Annotated in this window: 7 protein-coding genes and 7 pseudogenes; 4 read left to right on the top strand and 10 right to left on the bottom strand. The window is 59.9% G+C overall.

The window, feature by feature from the left end; all coding sequences use genetic code 11:
- Positions 1–2: 2 nt before the first annotated feature.
- From AB4N76_RS00735 to AB4N76_RS00725, 3 genes and pseudogenes are all read right to left on the bottom strand, one after another.
- Positions 3–960, bottom strand: a pseudogene (locus AB4N76_RS00735) (2-hydroxyacid dehydrogenase).
- 101 nt (positions 961–1,061) lie between these two features.
- On the bottom strand, positions 1,062–1,661 hold the full coding sequence (locus tag AB4N76_RS00730; RefSeq protein ID WP_046031383.1) for a TetR/AcrR family transcriptional regulator: 600 nt from the start codon (positions 1,659–1,661) through the stop codon (positions 1,062–1,064).
- A gap of 28 nt (positions 1,662–1,689) precedes the next feature.
- Complete coding sequence (locus tag AB4N76_RS00725; protein ID WP_046031382.1) at positions 1,690–2,073, bottom strand: tautomerase family protein; 384 nt, start codon at positions 2,071–2,073, stop codon at positions 1,690–1,692.
- A gap of 473 nt (positions 2,074–2,546) precedes the next feature.
- Here AB4N76_RS00725 and AB4N76_RS00720 point away from each other — a divergent pair.
- Positions 2,547–3,014, top strand: a pseudogene (locus AB4N76_RS00720) (NAD(P)/FAD-dependent oxidoreductase); the annotation flags it as partial.
- Positions 3,015–3,104: 90 nt separating this feature from the next.
- On the opposite strand, the gene AB4N76_RS00715 reads toward AB4N76_RS00720, so the two are convergent.
- From AB4N76_RS00715 to AB4N76_RS00690, 6 genes and pseudogenes are all read right to left on the bottom strand, one after another.
- Positions 3,105–4,577 carry an aldehyde dehydrogenase family protein gene (locus tag AB4N76_RS00715; RefSeq protein WP_077432040.1) on the bottom strand — a complete coding sequence of 491 codons (1,473 nt, stop codon included), beginning with the start codon at positions 4,575–4,577 and terminating at the stop codon, positions 3,105–3,107.
- Positions 4,570–5,396: pseudogene (locus AB4N76_RS00710) on the bottom strand (ABC transporter permease). Before AB4N76_RS00710 ends, AB4N76_RS00715 begins: the two are co-directional and overlap by 8 nt.
- A gap of 1 nt (position 5,397) precedes the next feature.
- Complete coding sequence (locus AB4N76_RS00705) at positions 5,398–6,315, bottom strand: ABC transporter permease (protein ID WP_460163979.1); 918 nt, start codon at positions 6,313–6,315, stop codon at positions 5,398–5,400.
- A gap of 31 nt (positions 6,316–6,346) precedes the next feature.
- The gene (locus AB4N76_RS00700) at positions 6,347–7,489 is read right to left on the bottom strand and encodes an ABC transporter substrate-binding protein (protein ID WP_460163978.1); all 1,143 of its coding nucleotides are present in this window, start codon (positions 7,487–7,489) and stop codon (positions 6,347–6,349) included.
- 39 nt (positions 7,490–7,528) lie between these two features.
- Positions 7,529–8,670: pseudogene (locus AB4N76_RS00695) on the bottom strand (ABC transporter ATP-binding protein).
- Positions 8,671–8,744: 74 nt separating this feature from the next.
- Positions 8,745–9,554 carry a response regulator transcription factor gene (locus tag AB4N76_RS00690; RefSeq protein WP_460163977.1) on the bottom strand — a complete coding sequence of 270 codons (810 nt, stop codon included), beginning with the start codon at positions 9,552–9,554 and terminating at the stop codon, positions 8,745–8,747.
- 358 nt (positions 9,555–9,912) lie between these two features.
- Here AB4N76_RS00690 and AB4N76_RS00685 point away from each other — a divergent pair.
- Together AB4N76_RS00685 and AB4N76_RS00680 are read left to right on the top strand one after the other, a co-directional pair.
- Positions 9,913–11,194: pseudogene (locus tag AB4N76_RS00685) on the top strand (serine/threonine transporter).
- Positions 11,195–11,288: 94 nt separating this feature from the next.
- Positions 11,289–12,941 (top strand): SulP family inorganic anion transporter, encoded by a 1,653-nt coding sequence (locus AB4N76_RS00680; protein ID WP_460163976.1) that lies wholly within the window; start codon positions 11,289–11,291, stop codon positions 12,939–12,941.
- A 179-nt stretch (positions 12,942–13,120) separates the two neighbouring features.
- Here the strand turns inward: AB4N76_RS00680 and acnB are convergent.
- Positions 13,121–15,722 (bottom strand): annotated as a pseudogene (acnB, locus tag AB4N76_RS00675) (bifunctional aconitate hydratase 2/2-methylisocitrate dehydratase).
- Positions 15,723–16,127: 405 nt separating this feature from the next.
- Between acnB and AB4N76_RS00670 the strand changes: the two are divergent.
- Positions 16,128–16,598: pseudogene (locus AB4N76_RS00670) on the top strand (DUF1289 domain-containing protein).

The raw sequence follows: 16,598 nt of genomic DNA, 5'->3' as shown, positions 1-16,598 counted from the left end.
ACTCAGCAGGTGGCGACAGGCAGTGGCAGGGCAATCGGTGTCAGCACCGGCTGGTTGCTGAAGAAAGCCACCAGATTTTTCCCGACCAGTTCAACGGTGCCCTGGGTGGCCTCCGGTGCAAGCCCGGCCACGTGCGGGGTCAGGATCACGTTGGTCAACGATTTGAGCGTATGGGGCACGTGCGGCTCTGCGTCGAACACGTCCAGGGCGGCGCCGGCAATGCGTCGTTGCTCAAGCGCGCTGACCAGGTCGGTGGTGACAATCACGCTGGCGCGGGCGATGTTGACGAGGAACCCGTTGGGTCCCAAGGCGTCGAGGACGGATTTGTTGACCAGGTGTTTGGTGCCCAGTCCTCCAGGTGCCGCGATAACCAGAAAGTCCGAGTTGCGCGCCAGTTCAGTAGGGGTGGAGCAAGGTGTACGGCACATCGCTGCGATGCTGGCGGTTGTGGTAACTCACCGTCATGTCGAAGCCATTGGCAGCGCGTTTGGCGATGGCCATGCCGACGGCGCCAAGGCCGAGAATGCCCAGGCGCTTGCCGGCCAGGGAGGGGCGCATGATCTTCGGCCACTCACCACGGCGCACGGCTGCATCGCAACGGGGAATGTCGCGCACCAGTGCCAGCAGCATCGCCATGGCGTGGTCGGCGACAGATGACGCATTGACGCCGGCACCATTAGTGACCGTGATGCCACGGTCGGCGGCGGCTTGCAAATCGACGTGTTCATAACCGGCGCCGATGACGCAGATGATCTTGAGGTTGGGCAGGGCGCTGATTTCATCGGCGTACAGGCCCAATGGCCCACGGGTCAGCACCGCATCGATCTGACCTCCATGCCGGCCAATGGCAGCAGCGCGCTCGGCTGGAGTCGGGGCAAGAATCAGATGAAAACCCTGATTTTCGAGAATCGGCAAGTAATCATTGATGGTTTCAACCAGTACCAGAACGGTTGCGGGCATGCTGCGCTCCTTTGGGCATCGGAATGTCGGGGTTCGAATGTCGCTTCAGATTGCTGATTCCCTGACAGTTTAGCAATGGCCGAGGATCGCCATGGGGTTGTTCAGTTTGATGCACGCTTTGCGGTCAGAAACGTGCTGGCGGCGTCGAGAATTTCATCCGACACCGTATCGCCCCGACTGGCGCGAGCGAGGGTCAGGGCGCCGAGCATCAGCGAATACTCCACCAGCGCCTGTTGCCGATCGGCTTGGGCATCGCCTGAATCCAACAGTGTGCCGTAGGCGTTCAACAACCGGTTGAGCCCCTCCATGAAGGTCTGACGCAAACCACTGTCGGCCGCTTCGTGGCACATGTCCCCGGCGAAGGCGGCCACCGGGCAACTGTCACCCGGATTGTCGCGGCTGTCCTGCGACAGGTAAGGCTCGATCAGCGCACGGCGTGCGGCGTCCTTGTCGTCTTTGTGATCGCTGATTCGCTCCCGCCAGCGCTCCGCCGATTGTTCAAACGCTCGGCCACTGGCCTCCTGCGCCAGCGCTTCCTTGGACTCGAAATGCCCGTAGAAGCCGCCGTGGGTGAGGCCTGCCGCCCCCATGACATCGACGACACTGATGCCATGCAGTCCTCGTTCGCGAAACAGCCGCGTGGCTGCCTCGACGATGATTTCGCGGTTGAGGTCGGCTTGCTTGCGGGAAACTCGGGGCATCAGTGGCTCACAGGTATAAAAGGTTTAATCAAAGGGCGTACTGGGCAATCCCGTTACCGAACGACCAGTTCTCTTTTTTCACTTCCACCAGATTAATGAAAACATCTTCCAGGCGCACGGCCAGTTCGCGATTCAGACTCTCGGCGATGGTTTTGTAGAGCAGTTTTTTCTTCTCGTCCGAACGGCCTTCGCTCAGCGTGATCTGGATGATGATCAGATTGTCGGTGCGTTGGATGCCCAGGTATTGGGGGTCGAAGATGAAATGGTGCTCATCGTGCTCCGCCAGAATCTGGAAATTATCGTTCTCCGGTACGGCAATGGCGCTGTGCATGGCAGCGTAAATCAGTTGTCCAACACGTTTGGCGAATGTGGGGTCTTGGTGCTTTTTGATGTCGACGCGAACCAGTGGCATGGGGTGTCTCCAGATAGACGGCCGGTCAATTGAAAATACATGACAGGTGTCCTTTATCAAGGGAAAGCTGCTATTTGGCGATGAAACACCCATGTAGCTTTCAGGAAGTAACACAGAGTGTCTTTAAGCACGGAAGTTAAACAGGTGAGCGCTTCTAAATAATCGAGGAAAACTCCGACAATTTTTGGAGGGTGAAATGGCCTCCCGCGTCCACGGATTCGGATGTTTTCAGTTGCCTGTTTCAGATTAAGGCCACAGTGGCCGACGGATATTGCCGCAGATTCATGAGTCTGCACACTCGACGGGTCCGCAAGGAAGGTGGGGGTGGTGGGTAAATCAGGTACTTCCACGACGGACTCCATGGCGAAGATCAGGACGAAGCCAAGAGTATTCCAGAAACCCCGGTTTTCCTCCCGTGTCCGCTGCGAGGTTTGCGCCTGTGAAAGCGTCGGCCATTGCTTTAGCGTCGGCCCATGAATTTTCTGGAGCAGGCGTGCATGACATTACCGATTGAAAACCGCTCTCTGGCTGAAGCCCGGCCTTACCCTGTCTGGCAGGAAACCCGGACGGATGCACCCGCCGCGCCAAGACTGACCGGCGAGTTATCGTGTGATATTGCCATTGTGGGCGGCGGGTTTGTCGGGTTATGGACTGCATTGATTGCCCGTCAGCGCTGGCCCGACGCGACGATCGTGGTGCTGGAAGCCGGGCAGTGTGGCGGTGAAGCCAGTGGTCGTAGTGGCGGGTTCTGCGCGCCGAGCATCTCCCATGGCGTATCCAATGCACTGAAACGCTGGCCCAAGGAAGCAGAGCAACTGGTTCGGCTGGGTCGGGAAAACCTTGTGGCATTCGAGGAGGATTTGCAGTGTTATGGCATGGACGCAAGCTTCGAGCGATCGGGAAAATTGAACGTGGCGAGTCAGCCTTGGCAGGTCGATGGGCTGAAATCGATGCAACGCAACTATGCGCGTTTTGGTATCGCCTGCGAGTATCTGGAAGGCAGTGGTTCCTGCCTGCTGATCCGAGAGCGACTATTTCAGGTACCAGCCCCACTTCTGATCACTGATGTACTCAGTGACTTGCTTCACCTCCAGGTAATTGTGCAGTCCCCACTGGCCCAACTCGCGGCCAATCCCGCTGTGCTTCATCCCGCCCCACGGGGCTTCGACGAAGGTCGGCTGCGAGCAGTTGACCCAGATGATTCCCGCGCGTAACTGGTTGGCGACGCGGGCAGTGCGTTGCAAATCAGCGCTCATTACCGCGGCGGCGAGGCCGAAGCGGCTGGCGTTGGCCATTTGCACCGCTTGCTCTTCGGTCTTGAAACGCTTGATGCACAGTACCGGGCCGAACACCTCTTCGCGCCAGAGAATGCTGCTGTGCCCGGGCTCGTCGAAGATCGCCGGTTCAATAAAGTAACCTTTAGGGAGATGCGCCGGCCGCCGACCACCGATGAGCAGACGGGCACCGCTGGCGAGGCCTTGATCAATGAAACCAAGGACCTTGTCATGCTGGCTTTGACTGACCAGTGGGCCGAGCAGGACACCGGGTTCCATGCCCGGGCCGATACTGATCTTGCGGGTTTCCTCCACCAGACGTTCGATCAATCGCGGGGCAATGTTTTCCTGCACCAGCAGGCGTGACGTGGCGCTGCACACCTGGCCCTGGTTCCAGAAAATCCCGAACAGAATCCATTCCACCGCCGCCTCGACATCGGCGTCGTCGAATACGATGAATGCAGATTTTCCGCCCAGTTCGAGGCTGATGTTCTTGATGTCGCGGGCGGCCGCCGACATGATTTTCGCTCCGGTGGGCACGCTGCCGGTGAAGGCCAGTTTGTCCACGCCGGGATGTTCGGTGAGCGGGCTGCCGGCGTCGGCACCGAGGCCGGTGACCACGTTCAATACCCCGGCGGGCAAACCGATACGGTTGGCGGCAGCGGCCAGCTCCAGTGCTGTGAGAGGCGTCAGCTCGGACGGTTTCAACACCACCGTGGCACCTGCAGCCAAGGCCGGCGCGACTTTCCACGCCGCCATCAACAATGGGTAGTTCCAGGGAATGATCTGCCCGGCGACGCCAATCGGCTCATGACGGATACGGCAGCGAAAGCGTGCGTCCGGCAACGCCAGCGGTTGATCCTGCTGCTGATCCAGTTCGCGGGCCAGGCCGGCGTAATAACGGAAACAACCAATGGCATCGCCGACGTCCCACTGCGCTTCGGGCAATGGTTTACCGTTGTCACGCACTTCCAGTTCGGCCAAGGCCGGTTGGCTGTTTTCCAGTTCATCAGCCAATGCCTCCAGCCATTGCGCGCGTTCGGCGCCGGTGGTCTGGCTCCAGCCGTTATCAAAGGCTCTGCGTGCGGCGCGCACCGCGTGATCGACGTCTTCTTCGGTGCCCGCGGCTACCCGATGGAAAACGGCTTCGGTGGCCGGGTCGATGACGTCCAGATAACCGCCCAGGTCCGGGCTGACCCACTCGCCGTTGATATAAAGCTGATCACGCATGGTTTGACTCCTGGACGCCGGTACGGCGGTTTTGCAGAGAGCGGGAAGTGAATAGCAGGGCCAGCGAGGCGCAGATAATGACGGTCGAGACTGCGTTGATTTCTGGCGTCACGCCGCGGCGGATCGATGAAAAGATGTAGATCGGCAACGTCGTTTCGGAACCGGCAACGAAGAACGCGATAATGAAGTCGTCGAAGCTGAAGGTGAACGCCAGCAGGAATCCGGCCATGATTGCCGGGCTGATCTGCGGCAGGGTGACCCGCCAGAACGTTTGCATGGGTGGGGCATAGAGGTCCGCTGAAGCTTCGAGCAAGGCCTTGTCCAGCGAGTCGACGCGGCTGCGCACGATCACCATGACCAGCGCCATGGTAAACAGCGAATGCGCAGCAATCACCGTGGAAAACCCATGTTCAGACGCGGCACATTGGGTATCCAGCTTGCCAGCAGCGGATTGATCAGGTCGAACAGGGTAATGAACGCAATCAGCGTCGAGATGCCGATGACGATGCCCGGCACGATGATCGCGCAATAGGTCAGTGCATCGAACAACAGGCGTACTTTTTTACCCGCACGTTGCAGGCCGAACACTGCCAGGGTGCCGAATAATGTGGCGATCACTGCCGAAGTAAAGGCGATGAATGCACTGTGCCCCAGCGCTTCCATGATGAACGGGTTGCCGAAGGCGCGACCAAACCATTGCATCGAACAGCATTCGAAGGCCAGGCCACTGCGCCCGGCGTTGAAACTGAACAGCACGATCAACGCGATCGGCGCGTAGAGAAACAGGTACAGCGAGGTCGAATAGCTGCGCAGCCACATGTCACAACCCTCCATCGGCAGGGCGGCCGCCGTAGCGCGCCACCAGTTTCAAATACACGCCGATGATCAGCAGCATCATCGCCACCAGCGTCATTGCCAAGGCACTGCCGAACGGCCAGTTGCGCGACTGCAAGAACAAGTCGACCAGCGCGTTGCCGACGAAGAACACTTTGCCGCCGCCGAGAATCGCCGGGATCAGGAACTCGCCCATCAACAGGATGAACACCAGCATCACGCCGGTGATGATTCCCGGTGCAGACAGCGGCAAGGTGATCCGCCGGAAGCTCTCGAACGCGCTGGCACCGAGATCGGCAGAGGCTTCGAGCAGGCGTTTGTCGAGTTTTTCGAGGCTGACGTAAATCGGAAACACCATCAGTGGCAGGTAGCCGTAGACGATACCGATCAGCACCGCCCACGGCGTGTTGATCAGTCGCACGTCTTCCAGGCCAAGACTGGCGAGCAGGGCGGGGATGCCCTTGCCGCTGAGGATGAAGATCCAGGCGTAGGTGCGGATGAGGAAACTGGTCCAGAACGGTACGATCACCAGCGTCAGCAACAGCGAGCGGTTACGGGTGACCTTGACCGCCAGAAAGTACGCCAGCGGGTAGGCCGCGACCAGGCACACCAGGGTGCCCAGTGGCGCCAGCATCAGCGTGTTACTGAATGCCGCGCCACGCGAGCCCAGGTTCAGGTAGTTGGCCAGGGTGAAGCCACCGGCGTAGCCGCCCACGGCACTGCGCTCGCCGAAACTGAAGACCAGTATGATGACCAGCGGCATCAATAACAGCAGCAGGAACCACAAGGTCGAAGGCAAGAGCATCAGCAGGGTGATCCGCCGACCGAGGCTGCGCCGTTGACGTACCTCGATTGACAGGGCATTGCCTGGCTGCACCGCTTGCGGGTGGGCGGCAGCATTCATGGGTGACTCCTCATTGGCCATGGTCAGGCGATCAGGCGGACTTGAAACGCGCCATCAGTTCGGCGCGCGCCGGGCTGGTGAGCGTTGCGGCGGCTCCGAACTCCAGTGGGCTGAGTGCTTCGGCGGCCGGGTACATGATCGGATCGTTGAGCATCGCGGTGGGAAGCAACGCATCGACCCGTTTGTCGCCGCTCGGATAGCCGTGACTCAACACTTCGAGCTTGTTGTGCTGCGGCTCGAGCAGGTAATTGATGAAGGCGTAGGCCGCGTCCTTGTGCTCCGAGCTTTTCGGGATGGCAAAAAAATCACTCCACAGTTCGCCACCTTCCTTGCCCAGTTCGAACTGCATCTGCGCGTTGTCGCGGTGCAACTGCGAGGCGTCGCCGGTCCACGACATCGCGAGCCAGGCATCGCCGCTGCGCATTGACGGCTGAATGTCGGAGTTGATGGCGAACAGGTGCGGCTTGACCTCGATCAACAGTTTTTCCGCGTCGGCCAGTTCTTTTGGGTCGAGGGAGTTAAAGCTGTAGCCGAAGCTTTTGAGGGCATTGCCGATGGCGGTCAACTGGTAATCGTGAACCATCGTCCGGCCGCTGGCAGGGCCTTGGGCGGCGGCCCAGAACTCTTTCCAGCTGCTCGGCCCGTTCTTCAGCTTTCCGGCGTCGAAGAGCATGCCGGTGGTGCCCCAGTTTTTCGGCACGGCGTACACCTTGCCGTCCACGGTGCCTTGGGCCATGAATTTTTGCTGGAATGCCGAGGCATCGAAGTTGGGAATGCGCGACAGGTCCAGCGGCTCGATCAAGCCCAGACCGACGTAGGTGCTGATGGTGTAGTTGGTCGGTACCAGTACGTCCCAGCCACTGCCACCGGCTTGCAACTTGGCGAGCATTTCTTCGTTGGAGCCGAACACGCTCATCGAGACGCGGGCGCCGGTGGTTTTGCCGAAGGTGTCGAGGTTTTCCTGGCTGTGGTAGTTCGGCCACGTCGCCAGTGACAGGCGATCCCCCAGCTTGGCCTGTTCGGCCGCTTCTGCGCTGGACGTCAGCAGGCCGGGCATATTGGTGGCGACCACGGCGGCGGCAATCCCCAGGCCGGTGCGGCCAAGAAATTCGCGACGACTGATCGAGCCGTTCTGCCAACTGCGCAGGGTTTTGATAAACGTCTTCTGGTCCATAGCACGCTCCACATCCGGTTGATGAATCGAGTCGATGATTTACAACGCCATGGCCAGGCCATTGGCGTGATCCCAGCCGACGCTCACTGCAGCGCCGTGTTCGAATGCATTGGCGCCGTGATCCTGCTGGCGGGAACCCGCACACAGACCACGCCAAAGGCCTGGGTGCGCACGCGGTATTCGGTGGAATTACCGAGGTAGATGCGGTCTTCCACGCAGCCTTGCAGTTTCACTTCACGGGCCAGATCGGCGTGCGCGCCGGCAATGCTGATCAACTCGGGGCGCACCGCGATGCAACCGGCGGCGTCGGCGCTCAGGGCCTTGCCGGTTGGCGTCAGCGGGCTGGTCAGCTCCAGGCCTTGCTCGGTACGCAGCACCACCGAATTGCCGTGCAGGTGGCGTACGGTGCCGTTGAACAGATTGGATTCGCCGATGAAGTCCGCGACGTAACGGCTGGCCGGAGCTTCATACAGTTGTTCCGGGGTGGCCGTCTGGATGATTGAACCGTTGTGCATCACGCTGATGCTGTCACTCATCGACAAGGCTTCTTCCTGGTCGTGGGTGACCAGCACGAAGGTGATGCCGACCTCACGCTGCAGGCGCAGCAGTTCGGATTGCATTTCCTTGCGCAACTTGCGGTCGAGCGCCGCCAGTGGCTCGTCGAGCAATAGCACGGTCGGTTTGTTGACCAGCGCCCGGGCGAGGGCGACGCGTTGCTGTTGGCCGCCGGAGAGTTCGCTCGGTTTACGCTGGCCGAAGCCGCTGAGGCGAACCATTTCCAGGGCCTCATCGGCCATGCGCAATTGGGTTTTCTTGTCCGGGCGCGGCGTGCGATAACGTAAGCCATAGGCAACGTTCTGCGCCACCGTCAGGTGCGGGAACAGGGCGTAATGCTGGAACACCATGTTCACCGGCCGTTCGAACGCCGGTACGCCGGCGACGTTTTTGCCGGCCAGGCGTACTTCGCCGCTGGTCGGTTGTTCGAAGCCTGCAATCATGCGCAGGGTCGTGGTTTTGCCGCAGCCCGAGCCACCGAGAAAGAATGGAATGAGCCACGACGCACGGCGAAATTCAGGCCATTGACGCGCCACCTCACCATAGCGTTTGACCACATTGCAGAATTCGATATCGCTTGGCTGGTTGTCATTCACGGTGCGGCTCCCCTTGCAGTGATCAATCATTGCGTCGGGAGCCAAACTAGCAATCGCGGTTTTGCGCTGTATATATCCCTTGGGGATAGAGTCGTTTTCAGGTGTCAGGCTTCGGCGAGCAGTTCCTGGCCGGTGAGATCGCGGATAAACAGCCCGAGCAACTCGGACTGGCTGCCGATGCCGAGCTTGGCGTAGATGTTCTTGCGGTGAATCTTCACCGTGCCGGGACTGATGCTCAGTTGCTCGGCCACCGAGGCACTGGAGTGACCGCGCAGCAGCAACTGCACCACTTCCTGTTCGCGGCAAGTAAGGATGTGCGCACCGAACTGATCGAACGCTTCGCGGATCTTGAAGTCGAGGTCTTGTACCGGGCGCGGCTGTTGCGCCTGACGCAAGCGCCAGGCTTCGTTGACGACTTGTTCGACGACGGCCTGTGCGCATTCGATCAACTGCATTTCGTCACGACTGAACGCGCAACTGGCCGAGGAGCGCATCAGCGATAGAACGGCCATGGCGCCGTCGCCGAGCTCGACAAAAAAAGCCATTTCTTCGGCCAGGCCGGTCTGCTGGTAATAAGTCAGGTAGTACTCGCCGAGGTAGAAGTGGTCGGGCGCGAACTGGCGCAAGCGCCACAGTCCCGCCGCTTGTCCGCGGGTGCAGGCGAGGTAGAACGGATCGAGCAGATACGGACCGCACTGGTAGTCATCGACATACACCGCACGCTTGTCGGCGGCAAAGGTGTCGAACAGCGCCAAGGGTCGGTGATTGCCTTCGTAGACGAACAGGACGAAATGATCGACCGGACACACCTGGCGCAACCAATGGCTTAACGCCGATAACCGCGCATGCCCTGCAGGCAGGTCAAGCAGGTGGGCGACACCGGTGGTCCAGAGTTTCAGTTCCTTGGGGCGCATGGCGGTTTCAGACAGGAGTGGAATGCGATTGGATGCACAAACTACGCCATGGTGGGTTGCGCCTTGCAGCGTGGGGCGCAGGCCCGTACGTCAGGGAAAAGACGCACCGCAACAGGGCTGGATGTTACCGAGTGCTACACGGTTGGTAGCAGAAACGATCGTATCGGCCCACAGCCCTGTTTGCTCCTGTATAGCCTCCTGAACACTGATCCGCACAACCATTCCTCAGCTAAGTCTTTGCTTCTGTTGATTAATCCCGGACAATCGCGCCCCTGTTTCGGCCAGGGCGCTGCCTGTCGGATTTTTCCGACTCGTCCTGACCGGGTAGCAACTGACCGGAATGCGGAGATCCCACCGGATGAATGATCAGGCCAATAGCGTCGACAAACGCTATGTAGCGGCGACACCAGCAACGCTTTCGAGCTGGAATCGCCATGACACCACCTGGATGCTCGGCCTGTTTGGCACGGCCATCGGGGCGGGCACGTTGTTTCTGCCGATCAACGCAGGGCTGGGCGGCTTTTGGCCGTTGCTGGTTCTGGCGGTACTGGCGTTCCCCATGACCTTCTACGCACACCGCGGCCTGACCCGCTTCGTGCTGTCCGGACGCGAAGGCGCCGACATCACCGAAGTGGTGGAAGAGCACTTCGGTATCAAGGCCGGTGCGCTGATCACTTTGCTGTACTTCTTTGCGATCTTCCCGATCTTGCTGATCTACAGCGTGGCGCTGACCAACACTGTGGGCAGTTTCCTCTGAGCATCAACTTCACATCATGCCGCCACCGCGCGCGGTGCTGTCGCTGGTGCTGATCCTCGGCCTGCTGGCGGTGGTGCGTTGCGGTGAGCAACTGATCGTCAAGGCCATGAGCCTGATGGTCTACCCGTTCATCGTCGCACTGCTGTTTTTGGGGGTGTACCTGATTCCACACTGGAACGGCGGCATTCTGTCCACCGCCAGCACGTTGCCTGAACCGTCGGCGCTGCTGCACACCTTGTGGCTGGCGATTCCGGTGATGGTGTTCTCGTTCAACCACTCGCCGATCATCTCGGCGTTTGCGGTCGATCAGAAGCGCCGTTACGGCGAACACGCCGAAGAGCGCAGCTCGCAGATCCTGTCCCGCGCCCACCTGCTGATGGTGGTGATGGTGCTGTTCTTCGTCTTCAGTTGCGTGCTGACCTTGTCGCCGGCGCAACTGGCTGAAGCCAAAGCGCAGAACCTGTCGATCTTGTCGTACCTGGCCAACCACTTCAGCAACCCGACCATCGCCTTCGCGGCGCCGTTGATTGCCTTCGTGGCCATTTCCAAGTCGTTCCTGGGTCATTACATCGGTGCCAGCGAAGGCCTCAAAGGCCTGATCGTCAAAAGCGGCAAGCGTCCGGGCGCCAAGACCCTGGACCGCATGACCGCGGCGTTCATGCTGGTGGTGTGCTGGATCGTTGCCACGCTGAACCCGAGTATTCTGGGCATGATCGAAACCCTGGGTGGCCCGGTCATCGCGGCGATTCTGTTCCTGATGCCGATGTACGCGATCCGCAAGGTGCCGGCGATGGCGCGTTATCGCGGGCAGGCGTCCAACGTCTTCGTCACTGCGGTGGGCCTGGTGGCCATTACGGCGCTGATTTACTCGCTGACCGCGTGATCGTTCGGGCTGCTCGCGCAGCGCCGAGATTGACAGCTACAGTGGCCGCTGCGCGTGATGCGCGCAGCGGTTTTTTTCGCCTGGAGACATTGGATTGTCGAGCGCCTCTCCCCGAAATCCCACCGGACAACCCAACCGCTGGCAAGACTTGCTGGCCGGGTTGTCTATTGCTGGCCTGTTGTTGCCCGAAGCGGTCGCCTATTCAAGTATTGCGGCCGTGGCGCCTCAGGCCGGGGTGATCGCCTTGTTTGCCGGTTTGCTGTGCTATGGACTGTTAGGCACCAGCCGCTTCGCCATTGTCTCTGCGACGTCTTCGTCGGCAGCGGTGCTGGCCGCTGCGACCGCGACGCTGGCCAACGGCGATCCGCATTTGCGCTCGACTCTGGCCATTGGACTGGTGCTGATGACCGGCGTGTTCTTCCTGCTGGCCGGGCTGTTCAAACTCGGCAGCGTGACGTCGTTCATTGCCAAACCGGTGCTGCGCGGCTTTGCCTTTGGTCTGGCGTTGACCATCATCCTCAAACAAGTGGCCAGTGTGGTCGGTGTGCATTTGAGCGACGCCAACCTGGTCCGGTTTCTACCGCAATTGCTGGAACAACTACCGCAGTGGAACTGGGCGGCGGCGGGTGTCGCGGCGGTGGCATTGGCCTTGTTGACGCTGTTCGGGCGGCTGCGTCGTTTGCCGGGCGGCTTACTGGTCGTGGTGATTGGTATTGTGGCCGGTCAATGGCTGAACCTGCCGGCGTATGGCGTGAAGTTGATTGGCGTGATCGATCTGAGCCTGGAAGTGCCCCAATTACCGATATTGCCCTTCAGTGACTGGTTGCGCCTGGGGGAGCTGGCCGTTGCCATGGTGATGATCCTGTACGCGGAGTCATACGGCTCGATCAGTGCCTACGCGCTCAAGCACGGCGACCGTATTTCATCGAACCGCGATCTGCTCGCGTTGGGTGCGTCCAATCTGTTGTCCGGGTTGTTTCATGGCATGCCGGCGGGGGCAGGGTATTCGGCGACGTCGGCCAATGAAGCGGCGGGCGCCACGTCGCGACTCGCCGGTGGCGTGGCGGCGCTGGTGGTGTTGCTGATCGTTTTGACGGTGTTGCCTTACATTGCCCTGACGCCGGAGCCGATTTTAGCCGCCATCGTCATCCATGCCCTGGCCCGAGGCTTGAGCCTGCAACCGTTGGGGCGGTACTTCATTTGGCGACGTGACCGTGTGCTGGTGATCTGCGCGGTGGCCGCCGTGCTGGTGTTGGGTGTGCTGGACGGTTTACTGCTGGCGGTGGCGATCAGTGTGGTGCTGATGCTCAAGCAACTGTCGGCGGCCGACATTCAGGTCCTGGGGCGGATTGACGGCGGTCACGACTTTGTCGACCTGCAACGCCATCCGACGGCGCAAACGGTGCCAGGGGTGTTGATTGTTCGACCGGGTGAAGCGTTGTTCTTTGCCAACGTCGAGCGTGTTTTGGGGAGTACGTTGCGGTTGATCCGCCATTCTGAGGCGCCGATTCACTCGGTCATTCTCAGCCTTGAGGAATCGCCCGATCTGGATGGCACCAGCATTGAGGCGTTGCAGGAATTTTTTGTGCGGGTGCATCACGAAGGCAAGCAGCTGGTGCTGGCACGGCTCAAGGACTCTGCTCAGGTAGCGTTGGCGGCATTGCCCGAAGTGCAGGCTAACGGAGTCATCCTCAGCGGCTTGAGCGTAGATGGCGCGGTACAACAAGCCCTCAAGACCAACACATAACCTGTGGGAGCGGGCTTGCTCGCGAAAGCGGTGGATCATTCAACAATGTTGCCGGCTGACACACCGCCTTCGCGAGCAAGCCCGCTCCCACAGGGTTTGTGGTTGTGCATGCCTATTCAGCAGGCATAAAAAACGCCGCCCCTCTCACGAAGGGCGGCGTTTTCTATGGCGTTGTAACGTTACGCTTGAACGACCGGGATCTTGGCGTTCGCAGCGACTTCACGGAACTCGGCGATCTGGTCGAAGGACAGGTAGCGGTAGACATCGGCCGCCATGCTGTCGATCTTGCCCGCGTATTCCATGTACTCCTCGACGGTCGGCAGGCGACCCAGGATGGAAGCAACAGACGCCAGCTCAGCCGAAGCCAGGTAGACGTTCGCGCCGTCACCCAGACGGTTCGGGAAGTTACGGGTCGAGGTCGACACTACAGTGGAGTTCGGCTCAACGCGGGCCTGGTTACCCATGCACAGCGAGCAACCTGGCATTTCCATGCGTGCGCCGGCCTTGCCGTAGATGCCGTAGTAGCCTTCCTCGGTCAGCTGGTGAGCGTCCATTTTGGTCGGCGGCGACAGCCACAGACGGGTTGGCAGCTGACCCTTGACCTGATCCAGCAACTTGCCGGCAGCGCGGAAGTGACCAATGTTGGTCATGCACGAACCGATGAACACTTCGTCGATCTTCTCGCCAGCAACGCTGGACAGCAGACGGGCGTCGTCCGGATCGTTTGGCGCGCAGAGCACAGGCTCTTTGATGTCGGCCAGATCGATTTCGATGATTTCAGCGTATTCGGCGTCAGCATCGGCAACCATCAACTCAGGGTTGGCGATCCAGGCTTCCATCGCTTGAGCACGACGCTCCAGGGTACGCACGTCACCGTAGCCTTCGCCGATCATCCAGCGCAGCAGGGTGATGTTGGAGCTCAGGTATTCGGTGATCGACTCTTTCGACAGCTTGATGGTGCAACCGGCAGCCGAACGTTCGGCCGAGGCGTCGGACAGTTCGAAAGCCTGTTCGATGCTCAGGTTGTCCAGGCCTTCGATTTCCAGGATGCGACCGGAGAAAGCGTTCTTCTTGCCTTTCTTCTCGACGGTCAGCAGGCCAGCCTGGATCGCGAAGTAAGGAATGGCGTGAACCAGGTCACGCAGGGTGACGCCCGGTTGCATCTTGCCTTTGAAGCGCACCAGGATCGATTCCGGCATGTCCAGCGGCATGACGCCGGTGGCAGCGGCGAACGCGACCAGACCGGAACCGGCCGGGAACGAGATGCCCATCGGGAAACGGGTGTGCGAGTCACCACCGGTACCGACGGTGTCTGGCAGCAGCATGCGGTTCAGCCACGAGTGGATGATGCCGTCGCCCGGACGCAGCGAAACGCCGCCACGGGTCATGATGAAGTCAGGCAGGGTGTGGTGGGTGGTCACGTCGATCGGCTTTGGATACGCCGCGGTGTGGCAGAACGACTGCATCACCAGATCAGCCGAGAAGCCCAGGCACGCCAGGTCTTTCAGTTCGTCACGGGTCATTGGACCGGTGGTGTCCTGAGAACCTACGGTGGTCATCTTCGGTTCGCAGTAGGTGCCAGGGACGCACACCGGCTACGCCGCAGGCCTTGCCGACCATTTTCTGCGCCAGGGTGTAACCCTTGGTGCTTTCAGCCGGGGCTTCCGGCAGTTTGAACAGGTCGAACGCTGGCAGACCCAGTTCGGCGCGAGCCTTGTCGGTCAGGCCACGGCCGATGATCAGCGGAATACGGCCGCCAGCACGAACTTCGTCCAACAGCACCGGGGTCTTCATTTCGAAGGTGGTCAGGACTTCGTCGGTGCCGTGCTTGCAGACTTTGCCCGCATGCGGGTACAGGTCGATCACGTCGCCCATGTGCATGTTCGACACGTCGAATTCGATTGGCAGTGCGCCGGCGTCTTCCATGGTGTTGTAGAAGATCGGAGCGATTTTGCTGCCGAAGCAGAAACCGCCAGCACGCTTGTTCGGCACGTAAGGAACGTCGTCGCCGAAGAACCACAGTACGGAGTTGGTCGCCGATTTACGCGAGGAACCGGTACCGACCACGTCACCGACGTAGGCGATCGGGAAGCCTTGACCGCGCATTTCTTCGATCTGCTTCATCGGGCCGGTAACGCCTTGGGCGTCAGGGACGATGCCGTCGCGGGCCATTTTCAGCATGGCCAGGGCGTGCAGCGGGATGTCTGGACGGGACCAGGCATCCGGAGCTGGGGACAGGTCGTCGGTGTTGGTTTCGCCGGTGACCTTGAACACGCGCAGGCTGATCTTGTCGGCCAGGGTCGGGCGGTTCTTGAACCACTCGCCGTCAGCCCAGGACTGCAGCACGCCTTTAGCGTGAACGTTACCGTTCTTGGCGCGCTCAGCGACGTCGTGGAAGGCATCGAACATCAGCAGGGTGTGCTTGAGTTCTTCGGCGGCTACTGGTGCCAGTTCGGCGTCGTCCAGCAGGTTGACCAGGGTCACGATGTTGTAGCCGCCCTGCATGGTGCCGAGCAGTTCAACAGCGCGCTTCTTGTCGATCAGGGGGGATTTGGCTTCGCCTTTGGCGAGGGCGGACAGGAAGCCGGCCTTGACATAGGCTGCTTCGTCCACGCCAGGTGGAACGCGATTGGTGATCAGGTCAACGAGGAAAGCTTCTTCGCCAGCCGGAGGATTCTTCAGCAGCTCGATCAGGCCTGCAGTTTGTTCGGCGTTAAGCGGCTGGGGAACGATACCCAGTGCTGCACGCTCTTCGATATGTTTGCGGTAGGCTTCAGGCACAGTTATTACCCTCATCAGTGGTCCCAAATGGGTGTCCGGGACGCTCATCCCGAAATTGCCGTACTCATGCGCTGCGTGGCGTTGTGGGCCACTTAGCCAGAATTACCGACAATTCCTTACAGAAGCTGCTTTCAAAGTTTTACGCCTGCAGAACGGAGCTGATGAGGGTTGGCGTTGGACTTTTCCCCGCTGGAAAACCCTTCGCCAACACCGCTCTGAAGGAACGACTGTGCTCGTGACGCTTTGAAAACAGCTTCAAACGGACATTGGCGCCTTAAAAGGCTGGCTGATTCTACGGCAAAAAAAATTAAAGGTAAGTTAGCCCTCGAATTTTGAGGGGTGATGAATGTTAGACAAAGGGCCAACATGCGGACCTGTCAGTTTTCCCGTGTTTTGCCTACCTCTATGCCCAATCAGACTATCAAGACGCCATGCGTCGGCCTTTGCTCCACTGTTTACGGTGATTTGGTGTGCCGTGGCTGTAAGCGTTTCCACCATGAAGTGATCAACTGGAATGGCTACAACGAGGAGGAGAAGCGCGCCGTATGGCTTCGACTTGAACAATTGCTGTCCCAAGTGATGGCCAGCAAGCTGGAGGTGTTCGACCTCAGCGCCTGCGTTTGCAGCTGGAGCAACGCAAGATCTCGTTTTGTGCCGCATCAGTCAGAGTATTGCTGGGCGTATCAATTGATTGCCCGAGGGGCGCGGGTGATCAACAACCTGGAGGCTTACGGGATGGTGTTGATGCCGGAATTCCGCGACTGGAACCTGCCGGAATTGCGCGATGCCATTGATCGGGAATTCTTTTTGCTGTCCGAGGCGCATTACCAGCGGTACATCGCGCCGGGTTTCCTGAAAGACGCCTTCGGCGCCTGA

The organism is Pseudomonas sp. S2_F03, from assembly GCF_054668335.1.
This window is presented reverse-complemented; position numbering and strand designations above follow the sequence as displayed.

Bases quoted from the DNA above. Each gene is read 5' to 3' on its own strand.
- AB4N76_RS00730 (WP_046031383.1), bottom strand. From the start codon at position 1,661: ATGCCCCGAGTTTCCCGCAAGCAAGCCGACCTCAACCGCGAAATCATC.
- AB4N76_RS00725 (WP_046031382.1), bottom strand. From the start codon at position 2,073: ATGCCACTGGTTCGCGTCGACATCAAAAAGCACCAAGACCCCACATTC.
- AB4N76_RS00715 (WP_077432040.1), bottom strand. From the start codon at position 4,577: ATGCGTGATCAGCTTTATATCAACGGCGAGTGGGTCAGCCCGGACCTG.
- AB4N76_RS00705 (WP_460163979.1), bottom strand. From the start codon at position 6,315: ATGAATGCTGCCGCCCACCCGCAAGCGGTGCAGCCAGGCAATGCCCTG.
- AB4N76_RS00700 (WP_460163978.1), bottom strand. From the start codon at position 7,489: ATGGACCAGAAGACGTTTATCAAAACCCTGCGCAGTTGGCAGAACGGC.
- AB4N76_RS00690 (WP_460163977.1), bottom strand. From the start codon at position 9,554: ATGCGCCCCAAGGAACTGAAACTCTGGACCACCGGTGTCGCCCACCTG.